Source organism: Bacillus altitudinis, assembly GCF_001191605.1.
Taxonomy (GTDB): domain Bacteria; phylum Bacillota; class Bacilli; order Bacillales; family Bacillaceae; genus Bacillus; species Bacillus altitudinis.
This window is the reverse complement of the sequence record NZ_CP009108.1, coordinates 3,065,283-3,083,071: the sequence shown is the minus strand read 5'-3', so window position 1 is coordinate 3,083,071 and position 17,789 is coordinate 3,065,283. Positions and strand designations below refer to the sequence as shown.

Genomic DNA, 17,789 nt, shown 5'->3' with positions numbered 1-17,789 from the left:
AAAGGTGCTCAAACCATATAGCTTTTGAACATGATTTTGTATAATGAAAGATATGGACATCAAAGGGGGATAAACGGATGAAATGGCAAACGGAAAGTGAACTAAAGGAGCTACTCACAGCTCTTATGCAGTATGAAAGCATATCTGGTACAACGGGAGAAGTCGCATTAGCGGAATATTTATATTACTTGCTGAGGGAGCGTCCATATTTTGAGCAGCATCCTGATCACTTGGCTTTGCATCCAATGAAAGATGGCCGGTATTTTTTAACGGCACTTGTCAAACGAAGTACGCTGCCACGTACTGTTTTACTCCTCAGTCATTTTGATGTCGTCGATACAGAGGATTACGGAGAATTTCAAAATATGGCGTGTAAGCCCGAAGAGTTAATGGCGTCCTTTTCTCAAAAAAGTGCACTTCTTCCAAAAAGGGCAAGAGAGGATTTAGCTTCAGGTGACTGGCTGTTTGGACGAGGGTCCATGGATATGAAAGCAGGCCTGACTGTCCAGCTTTCCATGCTAGAAAGAGCGATGGCGGGGAGGTTTGAAGGAAATATTCTGCTCGTCACAGTGCCAGATGAAGAAGTGAATTCACAGGGAATGCTGGAGGCTGTTCCGAAACTAAAGGAGCTCAAGCAGAAGTATGACCTTGAGTATACCGCGTGTTTAAACAGTGAGCCGATGTTTGAAAAGTATCCCGGGGATGCGCACCAATACATCTATACAGGTAGTATAGGGAAGGTACTTGCGGGATTTTTCTGCAAAGGAATTGAAACACATGTAGGTGAGCCCTTCTCAGGATTAAATGCAAATTTTATGGTATCTGAATTAAACAGGCTGTTAGAACTGAATAGTGATTATTGTGAGGAAGTAGATGGTGAAGTGACACCGCCTCCGACCAATTTGATGCAAAAGGATTTGAAAGAAGCTTACTCTGTTCAAACGCCTCACACGGCTGTTTCTTTATTTAATGTGCTGATGATGAACCGCTCTAGTGAAGAGCTTCACGGGCTCCTCTATGAAACTGCGAAACAAGCAGCAGCCCAAATCGAAGCCAATCTCAAACAGAAAACCGCTGCATTTCAACGCTTTAAACATTTTACACCCATCGATACAAACATCACGGTGTTAACGTATCATGAGCTGTACGAAAAAGCTGCTGAACGATCCGGCAAGCAGGAGGTCGAGCGAATTGTCAACTACGCCTTTGCCAACCGGGGTGAGCTAGGGGATCGTGATTTTTCAACCAAAATTGTATCAGAACTGACGACCCTTTGTAAGGAAGATGGAGCACTGATTGTGTTGTTTTATAGTCCGCCATTTTACCCATCTGTTTCTTCAACAAACGATCTGCATATTCAAAAGACCTTAAAGAAGATTCAAAGAGAAGCAAAAGAGATCTATGGAATCGAAGTAGAAGAAGTCAAATATTTTCCTGGTTTATCTGATTTAAGCTACTTACAGCTTGAAAATCAAGATATAGACGATTATACAGCCAACATGCCGCTATACCAAAAAGGCTACTCGTTACCACAAGGAGAAAAAGAAGCTCTTAACGTTCCTGTCATCAACGTTGGTCCATTAGGAAAGGATGCGCACAAATGGACAGAACGGCTGCATGTCCCATTCTCTTTTGGCGTTTTGCCGTCGCTCTTACAATCAACAATTCATGCTTTATTAGAAAAGAATTAAGTGAAAGCTCTATCGTCATGATAGGGCTTTTCTTGATATCAATCACCTTCTGTCTAAAGAAATAGAGTATGATATAGAATAATACTTACATATATTTGAAGGGGGATTGTGAGAGTGAAAACAGGAGTACTAACAAAAACAGAGATCATGAGATCACTTCATGAGAGTTTGCGTAAGCTTGAGGAGTTAGTATGGACATGTGATGAGGCTACATTAGATGAATCTTTTGGGGAAGGCAAGTGGTCGATTAAACAAATTGTTGGACATTTGTATGATACAGAAGAAGTCTGGTCAGAGCGGATAGAGCAGGCAATATCAAATGAGCACACGCTTTTCGCATCATATGATCCAGAGATATATGTGAAGGGAAGAGCTTATGAAACGTATACCGCACAAGAGGTCAGTGCATTGATCGAGCGCTTAAAAGTGAGCAGAAACAAAACACTACAGCGATTAGAAAAGGATACATGGGATTTTTCAGGTCTCCATCCTGAAGAAGGGATGATGACAGTCCAAATTTTAGCTGAAACCATTGCTTTACATGAAATTCATCACCTCGATCAAATCAAAGCCATCATGTCCATGAGAGCATCGAGTGATAGATGAAAAGCACCTGTCATCAAGGCAGGTGCTTTTCTCACTCACTTACTTATACGTACTCGCTGAAAACATGTCGTTTAATTCTGCTGCGCGTTTTGTCGCTGTTTTCACACAATCGACAATCGCTTCTTCAAATTGATAGGAAGCAAGGGTATTAAGTCCTGCTTCTGTCGTTCCACCTTCGCTCGTAATTTCTTTGCGCAATTCAGCAGGTTCCTTACCGCTATCCTGAAGCATATTTGCAGCGCCTGCAATCATTTGACAAATGAGCAATTTCGCTGTCTCTTGGTCCATCCCAAGTTCCGATGCACCTCGCTCCATTCCTTCAATCAAATGATAAATAAAGGCAGGACCGCTGCCGGCAATGGCTGTGACCGCATTCAGCTGTGATTCATCTAAAACCGTCACATGACCGATCGTTTCAAACAGCTGAACTGCTTTTTCCTTTTGCGCCTCTGTGACTTCATCACTGACAGCAATGCCAGTAGCTGATTGTTGTATGGCCGCTGATGTATTTGGCATGGCACGAACCACCGCCGTTTTTGCGCCAGCATAATGCTGAATGGTTTCAATAGAAATGCCCGCTAAAATAGAAATAATCAGCTGTCCATTTAAATGGGGCCTTACTTCAGAAATGCCACTTTCCGCATCTTTTGGTTTTAAAGCAAACACCAGCATATCGGCTTCTTCATAAATAAAGGAACGAGCGAAATCTGTTTTGACTCCATAACGTGCATGTAATTCTTCTAATCGTTTTTCATTTGTTTTATTTGTGACAATGATATCTTCATTTGACATAATGCCGCTCTTTAAAAGACCTTTAATCATAGACTCGGCCATCGAGCCTGCACCAATAAATCCAATTTTACTCATAAGCTGCTCCTCCTTGTAGAAAATAAAAAAACCTCTCGTCTGCAAAGGACGAAAGGTTTTTCGCGGTACCACCCTCAATTAGCATGCAATCATACATACTCAGCTCTAGTCCCTTAACGCGGGAAACGTTTAGGTTTGCCTAACAGCTCAAAGGGCAGGTTCAGCAAATAAGAGGATGGTGAAGTCTTACAGCCGGCGGACCTCACTCTCTTGCATCATTATTTTGCTTACTAATCCTTGTCATCGCGCATCTTATATTTGTTGTTCATTATGCAACGATGGACAAGTTTGTGTCAATAGGGAGAGATAAAAAAATTGACCATCTAAACCGCATGACAGTCTGCCCTTTGCAAGATACAATGAATAAAGAAGAGTGAGTTCAGATGATCTATGAGACAAAAATCAGGAGATGACGTTTAAAAGTGAAAGAAGAAATGATTCAATTATCCATCCCCACACCGTTTGCGGTTGGGGATGTCCATGCATATGTATTAAAAGGCGATGCCGTGACCTTAGTCGATTGCGGACCGATGACACAAGAGGCGCAGCATGCCTTTGTCACGCAATTAAAGGAACATCATTTATCAATAGATGATATTGATCAAGTGGTTTTGACACATCATCATGCAGATCATGTCGGTCTTTTAGATCTGATGAAACCTCATGTCCGTGTCATCGGACACGAGTTGAATGAGCCCTATATTAGTCAGGATGCAGCGTTTAAACAGCGTCAAATCCATTTTATGAATGATTTTTTTCAGCAGTTAGGTGTCCCGCTTCGTCAAGGTGAGTGTGAAAGAATGGTGAGGCAGTCCTATACATATTCATGTACGGCACATGTCGATGACGTCATAAAAGAAGGTGATCGTTTGAAGGGACATGAGCATTTCCAAGTGCTGGAGACCCCAGGACATGCACAATCTCATCTTTCTTTTTTAGATGAAACAACAGGGAATTTCATCGGCGGTGATCTGCTGCTTACGACCATTTCTTCCAATCCGTTAATGGAAGCACCGGTGAAAGGAACAGAACGTCAAAAATCGCTGCTTCAATATAAAGCATCACTCAAGCGTTTATTGCATTTGCCCATTCAGACGATTTATCCAGGGCATGGCCAGCTCATTACCTCTCATCACGAATTGATCGAAGAAAGATTTAAAAAACAGGAAAAACGGGCAAATACGATGTATCAGCTGCTTCAACGAAAGGAAATGACCGCCTTTCATCTTTGTCGCACCTTATTTCCAGGCCTGTATGAAGAAGCATTATTTCTGACAATGTCTGAGACAGTCGGGCAGCTTGATGTGCTTTTAGCGGCTGGACATATTGAAGAAGTGCAAAAAGACGGAACCCTCTACTATCGAGCAATTGAAGGAGTGAAATAAATGGGGCGACTAACAGGAAAGAGAATATGGATTACAGGTGCTTCAGGCGGTATTGGTGAAAAGATGGCGTACTTGGCAGCAGCCGAAGGAGCAGAAATCATTGTGTCGGCAAGACGAATTGAAAAGCTCACAGGTGTAAAAGAAAAGATTATAAGTGCTGGCGGCGTATGTCACATCGTTCAGCTTGATGTCAGTCAGCTTGAGGACATTGATCAAGCCTATCAACAAGTGGGTGCTGTTGATATTTTGGTGAACAATGCCGGCTTTGGTGTGTTCGATCTCGTCGAGGACGCATCCATTGAGGAAATGGTGTCGATGTTTGAGGTCAATGTCTTTGGTTTAATTGCCTGCACAAAAAAGGTCCTTCCTGAGATGAAACAAAGAGGGAAGGGACATATTATCAATATTGCGTCACAGGCAGGCAAAATTGCCACCCCTAAATCCGCCATCTATTCCGCATCAAAGCATGCGGTTCTCGGATTTTCAAACAGCCTCAGAATGGAGCTGGCAGACAGCGGAATTCATGTCACAACCGTCAATCCAGGACCGATTGCCACAGACTTCTTTACCATTGCAGACCGCAGTGGTGAATATGTGAAAAATGTTGATTTTATGATGCTCAGTGCTGACAAGGTAGCAGGGAAGGTCGTATCCGCCATGATGACGAAAAAAAGAGAGATTAATTTACCAGGATGGATGAATGCTGGCAGTAAGTTGTATCAATTATTCCCGTTTTTATTTGAAAAAGCAGCACGTAAAGCGATGATGAAAAAATAACAAAAAAAGAAACCGGTCACAGGCTGGTTTCTTTTTTTGTTTGATGGGGCTTGATATTGGTGACGCCAAAGACATTGCCATCAACATCTTCAAAGCTAAAACCGCCTAAGTCTGGGTCAGCTAATATTTGAATATCCGATACAGTCACTTCATGCTCGCTTAAATACTGGTGAAAGTTTTTTAAATCCTTCACAAATAAATCGATCATACTATGCCGAACTCCTGTAAAAGAGTTCATAAAGTAGATTCGTTTCTCGTGTTTTGTTTTGACGAGATAAAAAGAAGGTCCCTCGCCATGAGTAAAAGTGAGCATGGCGGCTTCTTCTGATTGATGTAGAACGATCATCTCTAAAATCTGTTCATACCAAGAGACAGCCCGGGGGATATTAGTCACAGGAATTTCAATAGTAGCAATTTGTTGAATGGTCAATGGCTTCACTCCTTTTTCTATATTCGTCTTGCCGCTTGCTGAAGTGGGTCCCATACACTGTTAAAAGGAGGGGCATAGCTAATATCTAAATCTTCAAGGTCTGTCACAGTCAGCCCTTGATAAAGAGCAGTTGCCATGACATCAATTCGTTTATCAACACCTTCTTTACCGATGATTTGTGCGCCAAGCAAGGTGTGATCATCGCTTCTGTAAATCAGTTTCACTTTCATCTTCTCTGCATTTGGGTAATATCCAGCGTGGTCAGTGCTGTCGATGGTGATGGTGGAGAAAGGAAGGCCCGCGTCTTTTGCTTCTTTCTCTGATAAACCTGTTCGCCCTGCTGTCACGTCCATAAATTTCATCACCGCTGTGCCGGTTACACCTTGAAACGCACGGTTTGTTCCTGTCATATGAAAGCCTGCGATTCTTCCTTGTTTATTTGCTGTCGTACCGAGCGGAATATAGTCCAGTTCCTTTTTGATACGGTGGTAGGTTGCTGCGCAGTCACCCGCCGCATAGATATCTTGTACATTGGTCTGCATGTATTCATTCACAACAATTGCACCATTTTGAAGTCGCTGAATTCCTGTGCTGTCTAAAAAGGATGTTTGCGGAGTGACGCCAACGGCAATGATGACCATATCTGTTTCAATGGTCTGTTTGTCTGTTTGAACAGCTGTTACATGTCTCTTGCCCTTTAACTTTTGCACTGTTTCACCAAGTACTACTTGAATGCCTTGATTGTCCGCTTCTTCTTTCAGATATTTTGCCATATCGGGATCAAAGCCTGGGCCAAGTGTTGCACCCCGCTGAATGATATGAACGTCTTTGCCTAGCCCTTTTAAATTTTCTGCCATTTCTAAACCGATATATCCTCCGCCGATAATCGTGATATGTGTGACGTCTTTTTTTAGATTGTCTAAAATAGACAGCGCATGCGGGATTGTTTTTAATACGTGGACACCTTCTAATGAATGGCTGTCTAGATCAAGTGTGACGGGGCTTGCTCCTGTCGCAATTAACAGGCGGTCATACGTTTCTGTAAAGGGTTCTTTTGTTTTAGAATGAATACCCGATACTGTTTTTTGCTCCGGGTCAATTGAGATCACTTCGTGTAAGCATCTGGCATCAATTCCGTATTTGTCACGAAAAGTTTCAGCGCTGCGTGCGATGAGTTTTCTGTGATGATCAATGAGACCGCCGATCAAGTAGGGGAGTCCGCACTGTCCATATGAGAAAATCTCTCCTTTTTCAAAAGCTACAATTTGCGCGTCTGGATCCTCTCTATATATTTGCATAGCGCAGCTCATTCCTGCTGCATCTCCGCCAATCATCACATATTTCATTTGGTGTGCTCCCTTCTATCTATCAAACTGAATACTCTTATTTACCCTCATTTTCCTTTATTTAATGCTTTTTTTTCGCAAAAGAAGCAAACTTTCGTTGAAAAATAAAGACAGCGCCTTCATTTTAAGCTACAATCGGATTATCGTCTTTTTGGTTATGAGTTTAGTTTAGATTGGTGGGAAAGACTTTGGGTGACGAACGACTAGATTTTAATACATTATATACACGCCATACGAGAGAGGCATGGGCCGCTCTTGGAGAATATATGCCGGTATCTGTTTCAGAAGAAGAAGTGAGAGCACTTCAAGGATTAAACGACTACTTATCGCTAGAAGAAGTTCGAGATATTTACATACCGCTTATTCGGTTTCTGACATTACATGTCTTTGCAGAAAAACAAAAAAATCAGCATGTCAATGCTTTTTTAAACTACCCGCATCATGCGAAAATCCCCTTTTTAATCGGGATTGCAGGAAGTGTGGCCGTCGGAAAAAGCACGACAGCACGTATTATTGAAACGCTTTTATCTAGGCTTGGAGATGGGCTGAAGGTGAGTCTCGTAACAACGGACGGCTTTTTGTATCCTCAAAAAGAGTTAAAAGATCGGGGGCTGATGGAAAAGAAAGGCTTCCCGGAAAGCTATGATGTTAAAGCGCTACTTTCGTTTTTAAATGAATTAAAATCAGGGAAACAAACTGTGCATGCACCTGTATATTCACATCTGACCTATGACCGTCTTGAAGGGGTGTATGAAACAGTAGAAGATGCAGATATTGTCATCATTGAAGGGATCAATGTGTTGCAATCACCGGCACTGGATGATCTGAAGGATGAGCCGCGCGTGTTTGTATCAGATTACTTCGATTTTTCGATTTATGTAGATGCCGCTGAGACGCAAATTCAATGCTGGTATAAAGAACGGTTCCGTTTGCTGCGGGAAACAGCCTTCCAAGACCCTGAATCCTTCTTTCATCAATACAAAGATTTGACGGATGAAGAAGCAGATCAGATGGCAAGCACGATTTGGAATACAGTGAACCGGCCAAATTTATATGAAAATATTTTGCCGACAAAATATAGAGCCGATTTGATTTTAAAAAAAGGCGATCAGCATAAGGTGGAAGAGATCGCCATCCGCAGGGTATAAAGAAAACCGCTCAATTGAGAGCGGTTTTTTAATGACCTCCTCTTACTTTCACAGCCACGGCAGCCGCCGTTCGTTTTTTTAGGCGGTAGTATCCGATGAGTAAAAATGGAACGCCTGCAGCGGTGACAATCGCCAAGACTGAAAAAATAGAAAGGGGATGGGCTGCGCCAAATAAGTCAATACACAATCCTCCGACAAACGGTCCGACGACGCTGCCGAGCTGAGAAAACCCCATTGCGCCGAAGTATGACCCTTTCACTTCAGGTTTTGCAATATTGTCTACAAACAGATCCATCATCGCAAAGAGCAGCACTTCACCAATCGTAAACACGACAATGATGAAAGCAAGCGTACCGAGACTTTGTGAAAAAGCAATGGCAAACAAACTGCCTGCTAGAAGCACGTTCCCAGTCGTTAACGACAAAATCGTTGAATAGCGCTTAGCGATCATAATCAGCGGGTACTGAACGACAATGACAACCACTGCGTTTAAGGATAAAAGATACCCAAACAGTTTAGGGCCATCCTCAATCATAGGGGATGCCGATAAATATTGAGGCAGTGTTGAGCTTAGGTGTGAATAGCCAAATGAACATAAAGTAACGCCAATGAGGATGATGCTAAAGACCGTATCTTTCTGAATAATGGAAAGAGCTTTTTTGACGCCGATTTGTTTGGTACTTTCTGGAGCAGCCACTGGATGCTTTTGAAATTGCCATGCCAGCGTTAACCCGTACAACAAGTAAATGAGGGCAGCGACGAGAAATGGAAAAGTCGTTTTTGATGACCCGAGATATAAGCCAAGCAGCGGGCCGAAAATGACACCAATGTTAATGGCCGTATACCGTAAGTTAAAGACAAACAACCGAATGCTCGATGGGGTGACATCGGATAAGAGTGCTTTAGACGTTGGTTCAAACAGCGCCCGGCACAGTCCATTTAAAGCATTCATAAAAAAGAAGACCCAAATGGCATCTGCAAACGCGAAGCCAACAAAGACAAGTGTCCAGCCAAAGATGGATAAAAGCATGACCTTTTTTCTGCCGATTCGGTCGGAAACATAGCCGCCGTAAAAACTCGCAACAATCCCAATAAGAGAGCTGACGGCAATGATCAATCCAGCTGAAGAGGCTGAGGCGCCTTTGACTTGTGTCAAATAAACGGCTAAAAAGGGAATGCTCATGGATGTCGCCATTCGGCCAAATATCGTGCCGATGATGATCGTCCAACTAAGTGGATGTAAAGTGCGTAAGTTATTTTTCATGCTGTGTCTCCCCTGAGTTTGTAAGATGTTCCAATCATACATGAAAAATTGTGCAAATTAAATACACAATTTGATGGAGGAGTCATCCGTCAAATGACAGAGAAGCTTGAACCGTTCCGTTCATTCGAAGAGCATATGCCTCGTTTTCAAGGTTTTAAGCCTTGATGGATCATAATTTTTTCAGAAAAACGAAGCGTGTTTTTCAATGATCATGTTTTCGTTTTGCGAAAATCAATTGAGGTCGATGGCGATAATTTGATGTAAGGAAAGGTCTAGCACATCTTCGTCATTCACGATTTTCATTCGGCGTGTTTCATAATGAATGGCTTTCACCCAGCCCCAAAACTGTGCTTTCATGCCTGATGAGACATATGTCACGCAAATCGCTTGATCCTCGGTAATCGACTGTGTGATCAAAACATTCATTTCCTCTAGCTGATCGGAGCTGAGCGGTAGAGGTGTATATTCTTTTTTCTTTCGTTTTTGAGCAAGTAGTTGCTCTCGGTGCTCTGGTAGCATCATTCGGCTTGATTCCCACATGATGTTGTATCCAGGTGTTAATTTATTGGGATTCATGCTTGTTCGCCTCCGTTATTTGTAATGCCCGCCAATTTTCTCGGCGCGGTGATATGCCTGCCCTGCGCTTGTCAGTGACGAAGCATGCAATAATGCCGCAGGTCCATATTTCAGATGGATTTCATCAAATACTTTGCTGAGTTGATCTTTCTTCAAATGATGATCAAATAAAGTCAGCTGATAGTGGCTGTCAGGCTGCAGCTGTGAGAGGGTAATGCCTACACTGCGAATGGGCTGACCATCCCAGTGCTGCTGGCATAGCTGAATCGCTGCCTCTGCAATATCTGAGCCATACTGTGTCGGTGAATGAAGCTTCATTTGTCGATGAAAGCCTGTTGGATGTGAAAAATCAGCCCCTCTTACACCAACAGACACTGTTTGACCGAGATAATGCTTAAAACGTGCCCGCCGAGCGACTTCCTCACTCAATTCAAGAAGAGCGACTTTGATCTCCTCAAGAGATGCGTAATCACGGGGAAGGGTCATATGATGCCCAACGGCTTTTTGTTGATCATGTGTGTGAATAGTGACTGGAGAGGGATCGTGTCCTAAAGCTGTTCGCTGCAGAAGCTCCCCATTGATTCCCCAGCGTTTTTTTAATCGGTCTAACGGATAAGTAGCAAGTGTGCCAATAGTACTGATGCCCATTCGTTTCAAATGATGCTCCATTCGTTTGCCGACGCCAAATAATTTCCCAATGGGAAGCGGCCATAAATCAGTGGCAACCCGGTCGGCACTCAGTTCATAGATGCCGGATCTGTTTTTTTTGGCAAAATGGTCACAGGCCATTTTAGCGAGCACTTTATTAGGGCCTATGCCCACACGTGCGTAAATGCCAGTCTGGTTCATAATCGTTGTTTGTATATGTTGAGCGATCTCATGTGGAGAGCCGAATAGTGTAAGACTGCCTGTAATATCAAGAAACTGTTCATCAATGGAATATGGCTCGACAAGGTCTGTGTATTGTTCAAGCAGTTCTGTAATCATGACAGAGACATCGAGATAGCGCTGCATACGTGGACGTACGACCACTGCTTCAGGACATTTCTCCTGTGCTTCCCATAACCTTGATGCATTTTGTACGCCACGTTTCTTCGCGAGAGGGCAGGCTGCCAGGACGACTCCGCTTCTTCGTTCTGGATCTCCAGAGACAATGAGCGGCACATTCTCCAAATGAGGCGCCTCCACCTTCTCAACTGATGCATAAAATGACTGCATATCCACAAGCAGAATGGCTCGTTCATTCATTGTACTTCACCTCTTAGAACGTATGTTCTGTATCTATTGTAAACAACATGAGGTGAAATTCATACTGGTAAATCATTCAAAAGCTGTCCATACAAAAAAGACGAAGTGATGAACACTTCGTCTCGTCTGCTGCAACGATTGTTAGGCATGTGCCATGTTGTGGAATGTTTGGAGCGGTTCAGAACGCAGACGATAAGCCATCAGCTTTTTCTTTGGCTTATGTGTAAACTGCCGAACCACATCCACATGGTCATCATAATGGAATAGATAAAGGGTGACATCATGTTTCCCATGCTTTGTTTGCATAGTAAGCGGCGCTGGCCCTTCATTCGGATGAAGAAAGCGCTCTTCATCACCAGGGTAAATATAATAGCGTTCAATAAAGATCGCATCATTAAAATGTTGAATGATTTCAGATGCTCGCTGCTCATCAAGCGAACGACCTTGAAAAGTAATATTTGTTTGCTCACTTGTTACTTTAGCATGTACGGCGTAGCGGCTAAAAAGGCGCTCAACAACACCAGAAGGCAAAGAGGTGACAAGCAGCTTTAAAAGACTAAACACAACAAGCGAAATAACAACCCAAACCAATCTCATCATCTCCAATAAACATTTGTACCATTTCCTATATGAACCATCTTAACATAACAAATGAATGAAACTTTCGCACAAAAAGTGAACTTTTTGAAATAAGTGTGAAGATTTAAAAGGAGATGACGGCTGAAAGACGAAGAACCAACAAGTGAACATGAAAAAGACGGGCATACTGTCTTTACAACCATTTGATCAGACAGTAGACTATTGAAACAATCGCATTTTTGAGAAAAAACGAATCAAAGGAAAGCCAAAATGGAAAAAGGGGCGAGGCCATCATGATACGTCAAGTGAAACCGTCAGATTTTTACGCAGTCACATCCGTCATTCAAAGCTGGTGGGGAGGCAGAGATTTGCGTGCAAAATTGCCAAAGCTCTTTTTTGAACATTTCCAGCAAACAAGTTTTGTTGTCGTTGAAAAGGGAGAGCTGATCGGCTTTTTGGTTGGCTTTTTATCGCAATCTCATTCGGATGAAGCCTATATTCACTTTGTTGGCGTCCACCCAGATCACCGTAAATTAAAGATAGGCAAAATCCTCTATCAAGCTTTTTATGAAGCGGCTGAAAAGGAAGGAAGAACAACCATTAAAGCTGTCACAGCTCCTATCAATAAAGTCTCCATTGCTTACCATACAAAACTCGGGTTTCAGATAGAAAAGGGAGATAAAACAGTAGATGGCATCTCAGTCTTTTCAGATTACGATGGCATTCATGAAGACCGTGTGTTATTTGTGAAGAAGCTGGAGGCAATGAAATGATTGTACATTTAGATCACACAATAAGTGATGTAGCAAAGCAGATCTTACATATTCAACTAGCTGCATACCAACAAGAAGCTGAACAAATTGGCTATGCTGATCTTCCGCCATTAAAAGAGACCATTCAAGATGTCATGAAAGCAAAAGAGCAATTTATTGGTTTTGAGCAACATGATCTCTTATTAGGTGTAGTCTCCTATGAAGAGCTGAAAGATTGTTTGATCATTAGTCGATTGGCTGTGCATCCAAAAGCGCTAAAGCAGGGTATTGGAACAAGACTTATGTCGACAATTATGGAGAAGAATGTCCCGATAGAACTGACCACAGGGCAAGAAAACACCCCTGCAAAAAGGCTATATGAAAAATTGGGGTTTTTTGAAACAAATGTGATTCATGTGGCAAAAGAGCTCACCCTATCAAAAATGAAATGGACACCGCGACGCAAGGTTGAGGTTGTCGAATTCAAAAAAGAATGGCATGAAGAATTCCGTCAAGAAAAGCAGCGACTCAAGCAAATCATTCAAAAGAGCTGGATAGAAGGATACCATATTGGCAGCACGTCAGTTACAGGACTTGTTGCCAAACCAATTATAGATATATTAATAGAAGTAAGCGATATAGAAGAGATTGATAGGAAAAAAGAGAGATTTGAACACCTTGGATACGAAGTGCTCGGTGAAAATGGTATAAAAGGGAGACGTTTTTTTCAAAAGGGTGGCTTGAATCGTACGCATCATGTCCATGTGTATGAAAGAAATCATCCTGATGTGAAAAGACATTTATTGTTTCGAGATTACTTAAGAGTCCACCCAGAACGAGCTGTAGCGTATGCGTCTGTCAAGGAACAATTAGCAAATCAGTATCCGGAAGATATACAAAGCTATATGGCAGGAAAGAATGAAATCATAAAAGAAATAGAAAATGAGGCATATCGCTGGGATAGAGAAGGAAGAGAGGAAGCTCTTAAATAAGCTGCCTCTTCATCTCGTTAATTAGGAAACTGAACATTGCCTTTTACAATATAGGCCTGTGAAGCAGCAGTAGACGGAAGAGCGGGTAATTGATCCTTTACTATGACCCCGCGGATATCTGTGATTCGAACAGGAAGAGATGTAGACCCCATATGAAAGCCAAGGAAATGGTTGTAGTCTGTCTTTTCCATGTTCACCCATTTTCCATCTTTGTAATATTCCATTTTCATAACCGGATATTTATGATTGCGCACTTGAATCGCAGCCCACCACTCACTGCTACCTTCTTTTATTCTGTAAGCTACATTTCCGCTAATCGGTGCTTTTATAATTTTCCAACTAATCGGGATTTTCCCATCTTCCATATTGCCAATTTTGGTAAAGGCATTAGGAGAAAGATCAAGAGCTCCTTTTGCTCCTTCTGGATATTTATCGGTTACATACACAACGGTTTTTCCTTTTGGCCCCGTTACTTCAAGGTAAGCCCCTGCAAGTGCCGCATTTACCCCTTTATAGTTATAGTCATGGGGATTTAAAGCTGTAATTTTCATGTCAGAGGGAATAGGATCTAATAAAGCGGCGCCCCCTGAGTAACCAGATCCCGTATAAGTCGCATAGCTTTCTCGTACTTCATCAAGGATAGATGCCGCTTTCATGTTTGGCATAGTGAAACTCAACATCAATATCAGCGCCCCGATAAAGCAGAGAGATAATCTTTTTTTCACGATCTAAAACCTCCTGTTTCTTCTTTTTAAAATTGATAGCGTCATCAGTATAATTCTAAAAAACAGGATGCAGAAAGAGCCAATAGATAGATATAATCCTAGTGAGAAGAGCGTGTATTTCAAAGAGTATGACTTTCGGATTTAGTCGTGTGTCATGTTTTATGGTGTTTTATGTGTTACAATGTAAGCATCAATTTAAAAAGGATGTTCGCCATGTATATTCACATCACAGAACTGGCTAAAACATATATAGAAAAACAGCAAACAGGAAACGAGACGAAGGAGTTACTGCTTCGCTACGATTCAGAAGGTTGTGGCTGTGCAGTGAGTGGCGTACCAATGCTTTGGTTAACAAGTGAAAGAACAGGTGAATGGGAACCACTTAAAAATAGCCAACATTTAAAACTATATATACACACAGCACAAAAGGTGTTTTTTGACGAGGAAATGACGATTGATTTTAATGAAAAAGCCAATACACTTATGTTGAAAAGTCCTCAACAAATACTCAGCCCGAGAATGGGTATACTTGTAAAGTAAGGTGGAAACGTAGTGGATCAAAAGCTGAAAGTGATACAAAATACGGCACAAAATAAAACGTGGGTGTCGTTTTTAAATAATAATCATCCATATAGCCTTTTGCACTGGTCAATCGGTGGAATGGATTCAGTAAAAAAGGACGTCTGGCTTCTCCAAGATGAAGTCACATTTGAAACGGAAGAATTTCCAACGCTTGAATTAGCAGTCAGTTGGATAAAAGAGAATATGGAACACGTAACAGATGTGTTATAAGCCCTTTGCTGAAGAGGGCTTTTTTTGTGCCATCATCATCTCATCAAACAGAAGAACTGTCTAATTTGAAAAATGAGATTTTTCAACGATAAAAAGTCATTTTTAACAAACATTTCGACAAAATGAGAAAAGTAGAAAGAGAAAAATAGAGACTGTTAATGCCGAAAAATCGGCAATGGAAGCGGTTATTGCGGGATACCGAAAACTTTACGAAAAACGACATTTCATATTTCTTCCATTCGAGGAAATATGATAGAATACAACATGTATCGTACATGAGGAGGGAGGTGCTAAGGTGAATTGAAGCTCAAGCTGTCATCGCCTCAGGTTGGAATCAAAATAAACGAATGGTATAGGCAGATTTGCGGATTTCATGTCATGAAAGCAGAGAAGCTAAAGGCCGAGATCGAGCAGGAAATCCTTGAGATGGAGCAAGATCAGAACTTGCTGCTTTTTTACCAGCTAATGGATTTTCGACATAAGGTCATGCTTGAATATTTTGAACCGGCAAAAAAAGCCTCAAATGATGAGGAGATTAAGAAGCTTCTAGAAACAATTGAACATTCGCAGACCAAATTAACAGATATGCTTGAATACTATGTTCATTTTTTTACAGGAATGTTTGAATTTGAACAGAGAAACTATTTGAGTGCCATTGCTTATTACCGTTCCGCAGAAAAAAAGCTCAATCTCATATCAGATGATATAGAAAGAGCAGAATTTTATTTTAAATTAGCAGAAATATACTACCACATGAAACAAACCCACTTTTCGATGCACTATGCTTTGCAAGCGTTAGATACGTACTCTGCCTACAGAACGTACACGCTGAGAATCATCCACTGTGAATTTGTCATCGGTGCAAACTATGATGATTTGAAATGCTATGAACATGCATTGCCCTACTTTAAAAATGCTCTAAAGCGAGCACGCTCAATTGGAAACCCTCGAGTCATAGGTTCGGCCCTTTTCAACTTAGGTAACTGCTATTACCAAATGAACGATCTTGCTACAGCAAGTCGCTATCTCAAAGACTCTCTTGAAGTGTTTGAAAAGGAGAATTTAACCCATCTAAATCGCTCTCTAGACCCACTATTTATGCTGACCCAAATCCTGTTTAAACAAAAACAAATAGAAGAGTCGTTAACCCTCTATCAACAAGGTATTATGAAAGCCTGTGAATTAGAAGATGAAATTTACATCTGCAAGTTTCAGTTTTTAAAAGCATTATACGTTGATGCAGAAATAAAAATCATAGACGATACATTAGATTTGTTGGAGGACAAGCGCTTATACCCAGATATTGAGGAACTGGCACTTGATGCGGCTCATTATTATAATGAGCTTGGATTATTTGAAGTTTCTACCCGGTATTACGAAAGGAAAATTCAAGCCATATCAAAAATTCAAAATGGAGGTCATTTATATGAAAATGAGTTTGATAGTTCTTTTATTGGCAGCAACTGCAGGGTTATCGGTCATGAGTCAGCAGCAATCGGAAGAGAGCCATATGGAGCTGGCGGGCAGACACCATACAACAGTGGTGACTATCGTATAAGTTAGCAAAAAGAGGAGACGAACGGCTGTTCATTCTCCTCTTTCATTTTGATTGAATTGAAATGCTTCCAGAAATGCTTCGATCTCTTGTTCATAGACTTCCTTATTGTCACTATAAGACATCGCATGCGCACCATGTGGCGCAATAAATAGCCGTTTATCACCCTTTTTGCGTGCGTATAACTGCTCGCTTTGCTCACAAGGGATATAGTCATCATGGAGGCTATGAATAAAAAGGATAGGTTCTTTCACCTGGTCGATTACATCAAGTGGAGAAACTTGTCGAATGCTGTATCCGTCCCGCCATTTCAACACTTGATCACTTAGTGGAAGAATCCACTGTCCTGAAAGACGAAAATCTGTTTTTAATCGATACAGAAGCTGATCCTCAAAAGAAGCAAAAGGACAATCAGCGATGTAAAAATTGGCGTTTGCATCCGGTTTTGCAGCATATAATAAAGTTGTGACTGCGCCCATCGATTCTCCGTGTATCCCAATGATTGCTTTTTCCCCAAGCTTTTTTCTCAGCCACTTGACGACTTGAGCCAAATCTTCTTTTTCATAATATCCATAGCTCGTTGTTTTTCCGCCGCTCATCCCATGTCTTCTATGATCATAAAGCAGCACATTCCATCCAAGCTTTTGGAATAATTTCATATACTTCACGGAATTGATCAAACTGACGGTAACCCCGTGACAAAGAACGATGGTGCGTGTTGTATGAGGGAGCGGTACAAAATAGCCATGAAGATCGTAACCAAATGCTGAAGGAATACAAACTTTCTCTTTTTGCAGCTGTTGAAACTCCTCGTGATGATAGTGCCCTTCATCTGATTCTCGTTTGATGAGCTCTTCATCCGTTAATTTTCGTATATACATCATTTTATTGGTAAAAAAAATGCCGATTGCAGCGAGTGGAAATAATATCAAGGCGAGTATAGCGAGCCATTTCTTCTTCAAGCTGATTCTTCCTTTCCGAAGGGTTTCTATGAAGATCATACCACATGTTGGGAGTTTGGCGTGACTCTTGCTGAGCAAATAAAACGGATGATAC

19 protein-coding genes and 1 other annotated feature are annotated in these 17,789 nt (G+C 41.6%); of the genes, 10 read left to right on the top strand and 9 right to left on the bottom strand.

All coding sequences use genetic code 11. The features are described from left to right. Positions 1-77 precede the first annotated feature (77 nt). Together ID12_RS15495 and ID12_RS15490 are read left to right on the top strand one after the other, a co-directional pair. Positions 78-1,691, top strand: coding sequence for a M20/M25/M40 family metallo-hydrolase (locus ID12_RS15495; RefSeq protein WP_050827380.1), 1,614 nt, complete (start codon positions 78-80; stop codon positions 1,689-1,691). Between the two features lie 114 nt (positions 1,692-1,805). Further along, entirely contained in the window at positions 1,806-2,297 is a 492-nt protein-coding gene (locus tag ID12_RS15490) for a DinB family protein (protein WP_050827378.1), read from the top strand. A 39-nt stretch (positions 2,298-2,336) separates the two neighbouring features. Here ID12_RS15490 and proC read toward each other — a convergent pair whose 3' ends face one another. Next, the gene (gene proC / locus ID12_RS15485) at positions 2,337-3,164 is read right to left on the bottom strand and encodes a pyrroline-5-carboxylate reductase (protein WP_008342285.1); all 828 of its coding nucleotides are present in this window, start codon (positions 3,162-3,164) and stop codon (positions 2,337-2,339) included. A 41-nt stretch (positions 3,165-3,205) separates the two neighbouring features. Next, positions 3,206-3,417, bottom strand: a binding site (T-box leader). 169 nt (positions 3,418-3,586) lie between these two features. Between proC and ID12_RS15480 the strand changes: the two genes are divergently transcribed. Together ID12_RS15480 and ID12_RS15475 are read left to right on the top strand one after the other, a co-directional pair. Beyond that, a complete protein-coding gene (locus ID12_RS15480; protein ID WP_041091953.1) occupies positions 3,587-4,549 on the top strand; it encodes an MBL fold metallo-hydrolase in 963 nt (320 codons plus the stop codon). Next, a complete protein-coding gene (locus tag ID12_RS15475; RefSeq protein ID WP_007501086.1) occupies positions 4,550-5,326 on the top strand; it encodes an SDR family NAD(P)-dependent oxidoreductase in 777 nt (258 codons plus the stop codon). A 16-nt stretch (positions 5,327-5,342) separates the two neighbouring features. On the opposite strand, the gene ID12_RS15470 is transcribed toward ID12_RS15475, so the two are convergent. Both ID12_RS15470 and ID12_RS15465 read right to left on the bottom strand, forming a co-directional pair. Further along, on the bottom strand, positions 5,343-5,765 hold the full coding sequence (locus ID12_RS15470) for a VOC family protein (RefSeq protein ID WP_230680581.1): 423 nt from the start codon (positions 5,763-5,765) through the stop codon (positions 5,343-5,345). 8 nt (positions 5,766-5,773) lie between these two features. After that, on the bottom strand, positions 5,774-7,102 hold the full coding sequence (locus ID12_RS15465; RefSeq protein ID WP_041091957.1) for a CoA-disulfide reductase: 1,329 nt from the start codon (positions 7,100-7,102) through the stop codon (positions 5,774-5,776). Between the two features lie 188 nt (positions 7,103-7,290). On the opposite strand from ID12_RS15465, the gene coaA reads away from it, so the two are divergent. Next, entirely contained in the window at positions 7,291-8,250 is a 960-nt protein-coding gene (coaA, locus tag ID12_RS15460) for a type I pantothenate kinase (RefSeq protein ID WP_008342294.1), read from the top strand. A gap of 28 nt (positions 8,251-8,278) precedes the next feature. On the opposite strand, the gene ID12_RS15455 is transcribed toward coaA, so the two are convergent. The 4 genes from ID12_RS15455 to ID12_RS15440 form a co-directional block, all read right to left on the bottom strand. Continuing rightward, a complete protein-coding gene (locus ID12_RS15455) occupies positions 8,279-9,514 on the bottom strand; it encodes an MDR family MFS transporter (RefSeq protein WP_035390745.1) in 1,236 nt (411 codons plus the stop codon). A gap of 231 nt (positions 9,515-9,745) precedes the next feature. Then, entirely contained in the window at positions 9,746-10,090 is a 345-nt protein-coding gene (locus ID12_RS15450) for a YolD-like family protein (RefSeq protein WP_035390743.1), read from the bottom strand. 15 nt (positions 10,091-10,105) lie between these two features. Continuing rightward, positions 10,106-11,338 carry a DNA polymerase IV gene (locus ID12_RS15445; protein ID WP_035390741.1) on the bottom strand — a complete coding sequence of 411 codons (1,233 nt, stop codon included), beginning with the start codon at positions 11,336-11,338 and terminating at the stop codon, positions 10,106-10,108. Between the two features lie 141 nt (positions 11,339-11,479). Then, positions 11,480-11,929, bottom strand: a complete 450-nt coding sequence (locus tag ID12_RS15440; protein WP_024718948.1) for a YfmQ family protein — start codon at positions 11,927-11,929, stop codon at positions 11,480-11,482. A gap of 281 nt (positions 11,930-12,210) precedes the next feature. On the opposite strand from ID12_RS15440, the gene ID12_RS15435 reads away from it, so the two are divergent. Together ID12_RS15435 and ID12_RS15430 are read left to right on the top strand one after the other, a co-directional pair. Continuing rightward, positions 12,211-12,690 carry a GNAT family N-acetyltransferase gene (locus ID12_RS15435; RefSeq protein WP_007501073.1) on the top strand — a complete coding sequence of 160 codons (480 nt, stop codon included), beginning with the start codon at positions 12,211-12,213 and terminating at the stop codon, positions 12,688-12,690. Then, positions 12,687-13,661: a GNAT family N-acetyltransferase gene (locus ID12_RS15430; RefSeq protein ID WP_035390739.1), complete on the top strand. Its 975-nt coding sequence runs from the start codon at positions 12,687-12,689 to the stop codon at positions 13,659-13,661. The genes ID12_RS15435 and ID12_RS15430 overlap by 4 nt, the downstream gene beginning before the upstream one ends. A gap of 17 nt (positions 13,662-13,678) precedes the next feature. On the opposite strand, the gene exlX is transcribed toward ID12_RS15430, so the two are convergent. Continuing rightward, positions 13,679-14,341 carry an expansin ExlX gene (gene exlX / locus ID12_RS15425; RefSeq protein WP_175580636.1) on the bottom strand — a complete coding sequence of 221 codons (663 nt, stop codon included), beginning with the start codon at positions 14,339-14,341 and terminating at the stop codon, positions 13,679-13,681. Positions 14,342-14,599: 258 nt separating this feature from the next. On the opposite strand from exlX, the gene ID12_RS15420 reads away from it, so the two are divergent. From ID12_RS15420 to ID12_RS15410, 3 genes are all read left to right on the top strand, one after another. Beyond that, positions 14,600-14,926, top strand: coding sequence for an iron-sulfur cluster biosynthesis family protein (locus ID12_RS15420; protein WP_024718944.1), 327 nt, complete (start codon positions 14,600-14,602; stop codon positions 14,924-14,926). A gap of 12 nt (positions 14,927-14,938) precedes the next feature. After that, positions 14,939-15,178, top strand: a complete 240-nt coding sequence (locus tag ID12_RS15415) for a YqkC family protein (protein ID WP_008343836.1) — start codon at positions 14,939-14,941, stop codon at positions 15,176-15,178. Between the two features lie 300 nt (positions 15,179-15,478). Further along, on the top strand, positions 15,479-16,741 hold the full coding sequence (locus ID12_RS15410) for a response regulator aspartate phosphatase (RefSeq protein ID WP_024718943.1): 1,263 nt from the start codon (positions 15,479-15,481) through the stop codon (positions 16,739-16,741). A gap of 24 nt (positions 16,742-16,765) precedes the next feature. Here the strand turns inward: ID12_RS15410 and ID12_RS15405 are convergent, their stop codons facing one another. After that, positions 16,766-17,695, bottom strand: a complete 930-nt coding sequence (locus tag ID12_RS15405; RefSeq protein WP_080987801.1) for an alpha/beta hydrolase — start codon at positions 17,693-17,695, stop codon at positions 16,766-16,768. Positions 17,696-17,789: the final 94 nt, after the last annotated feature.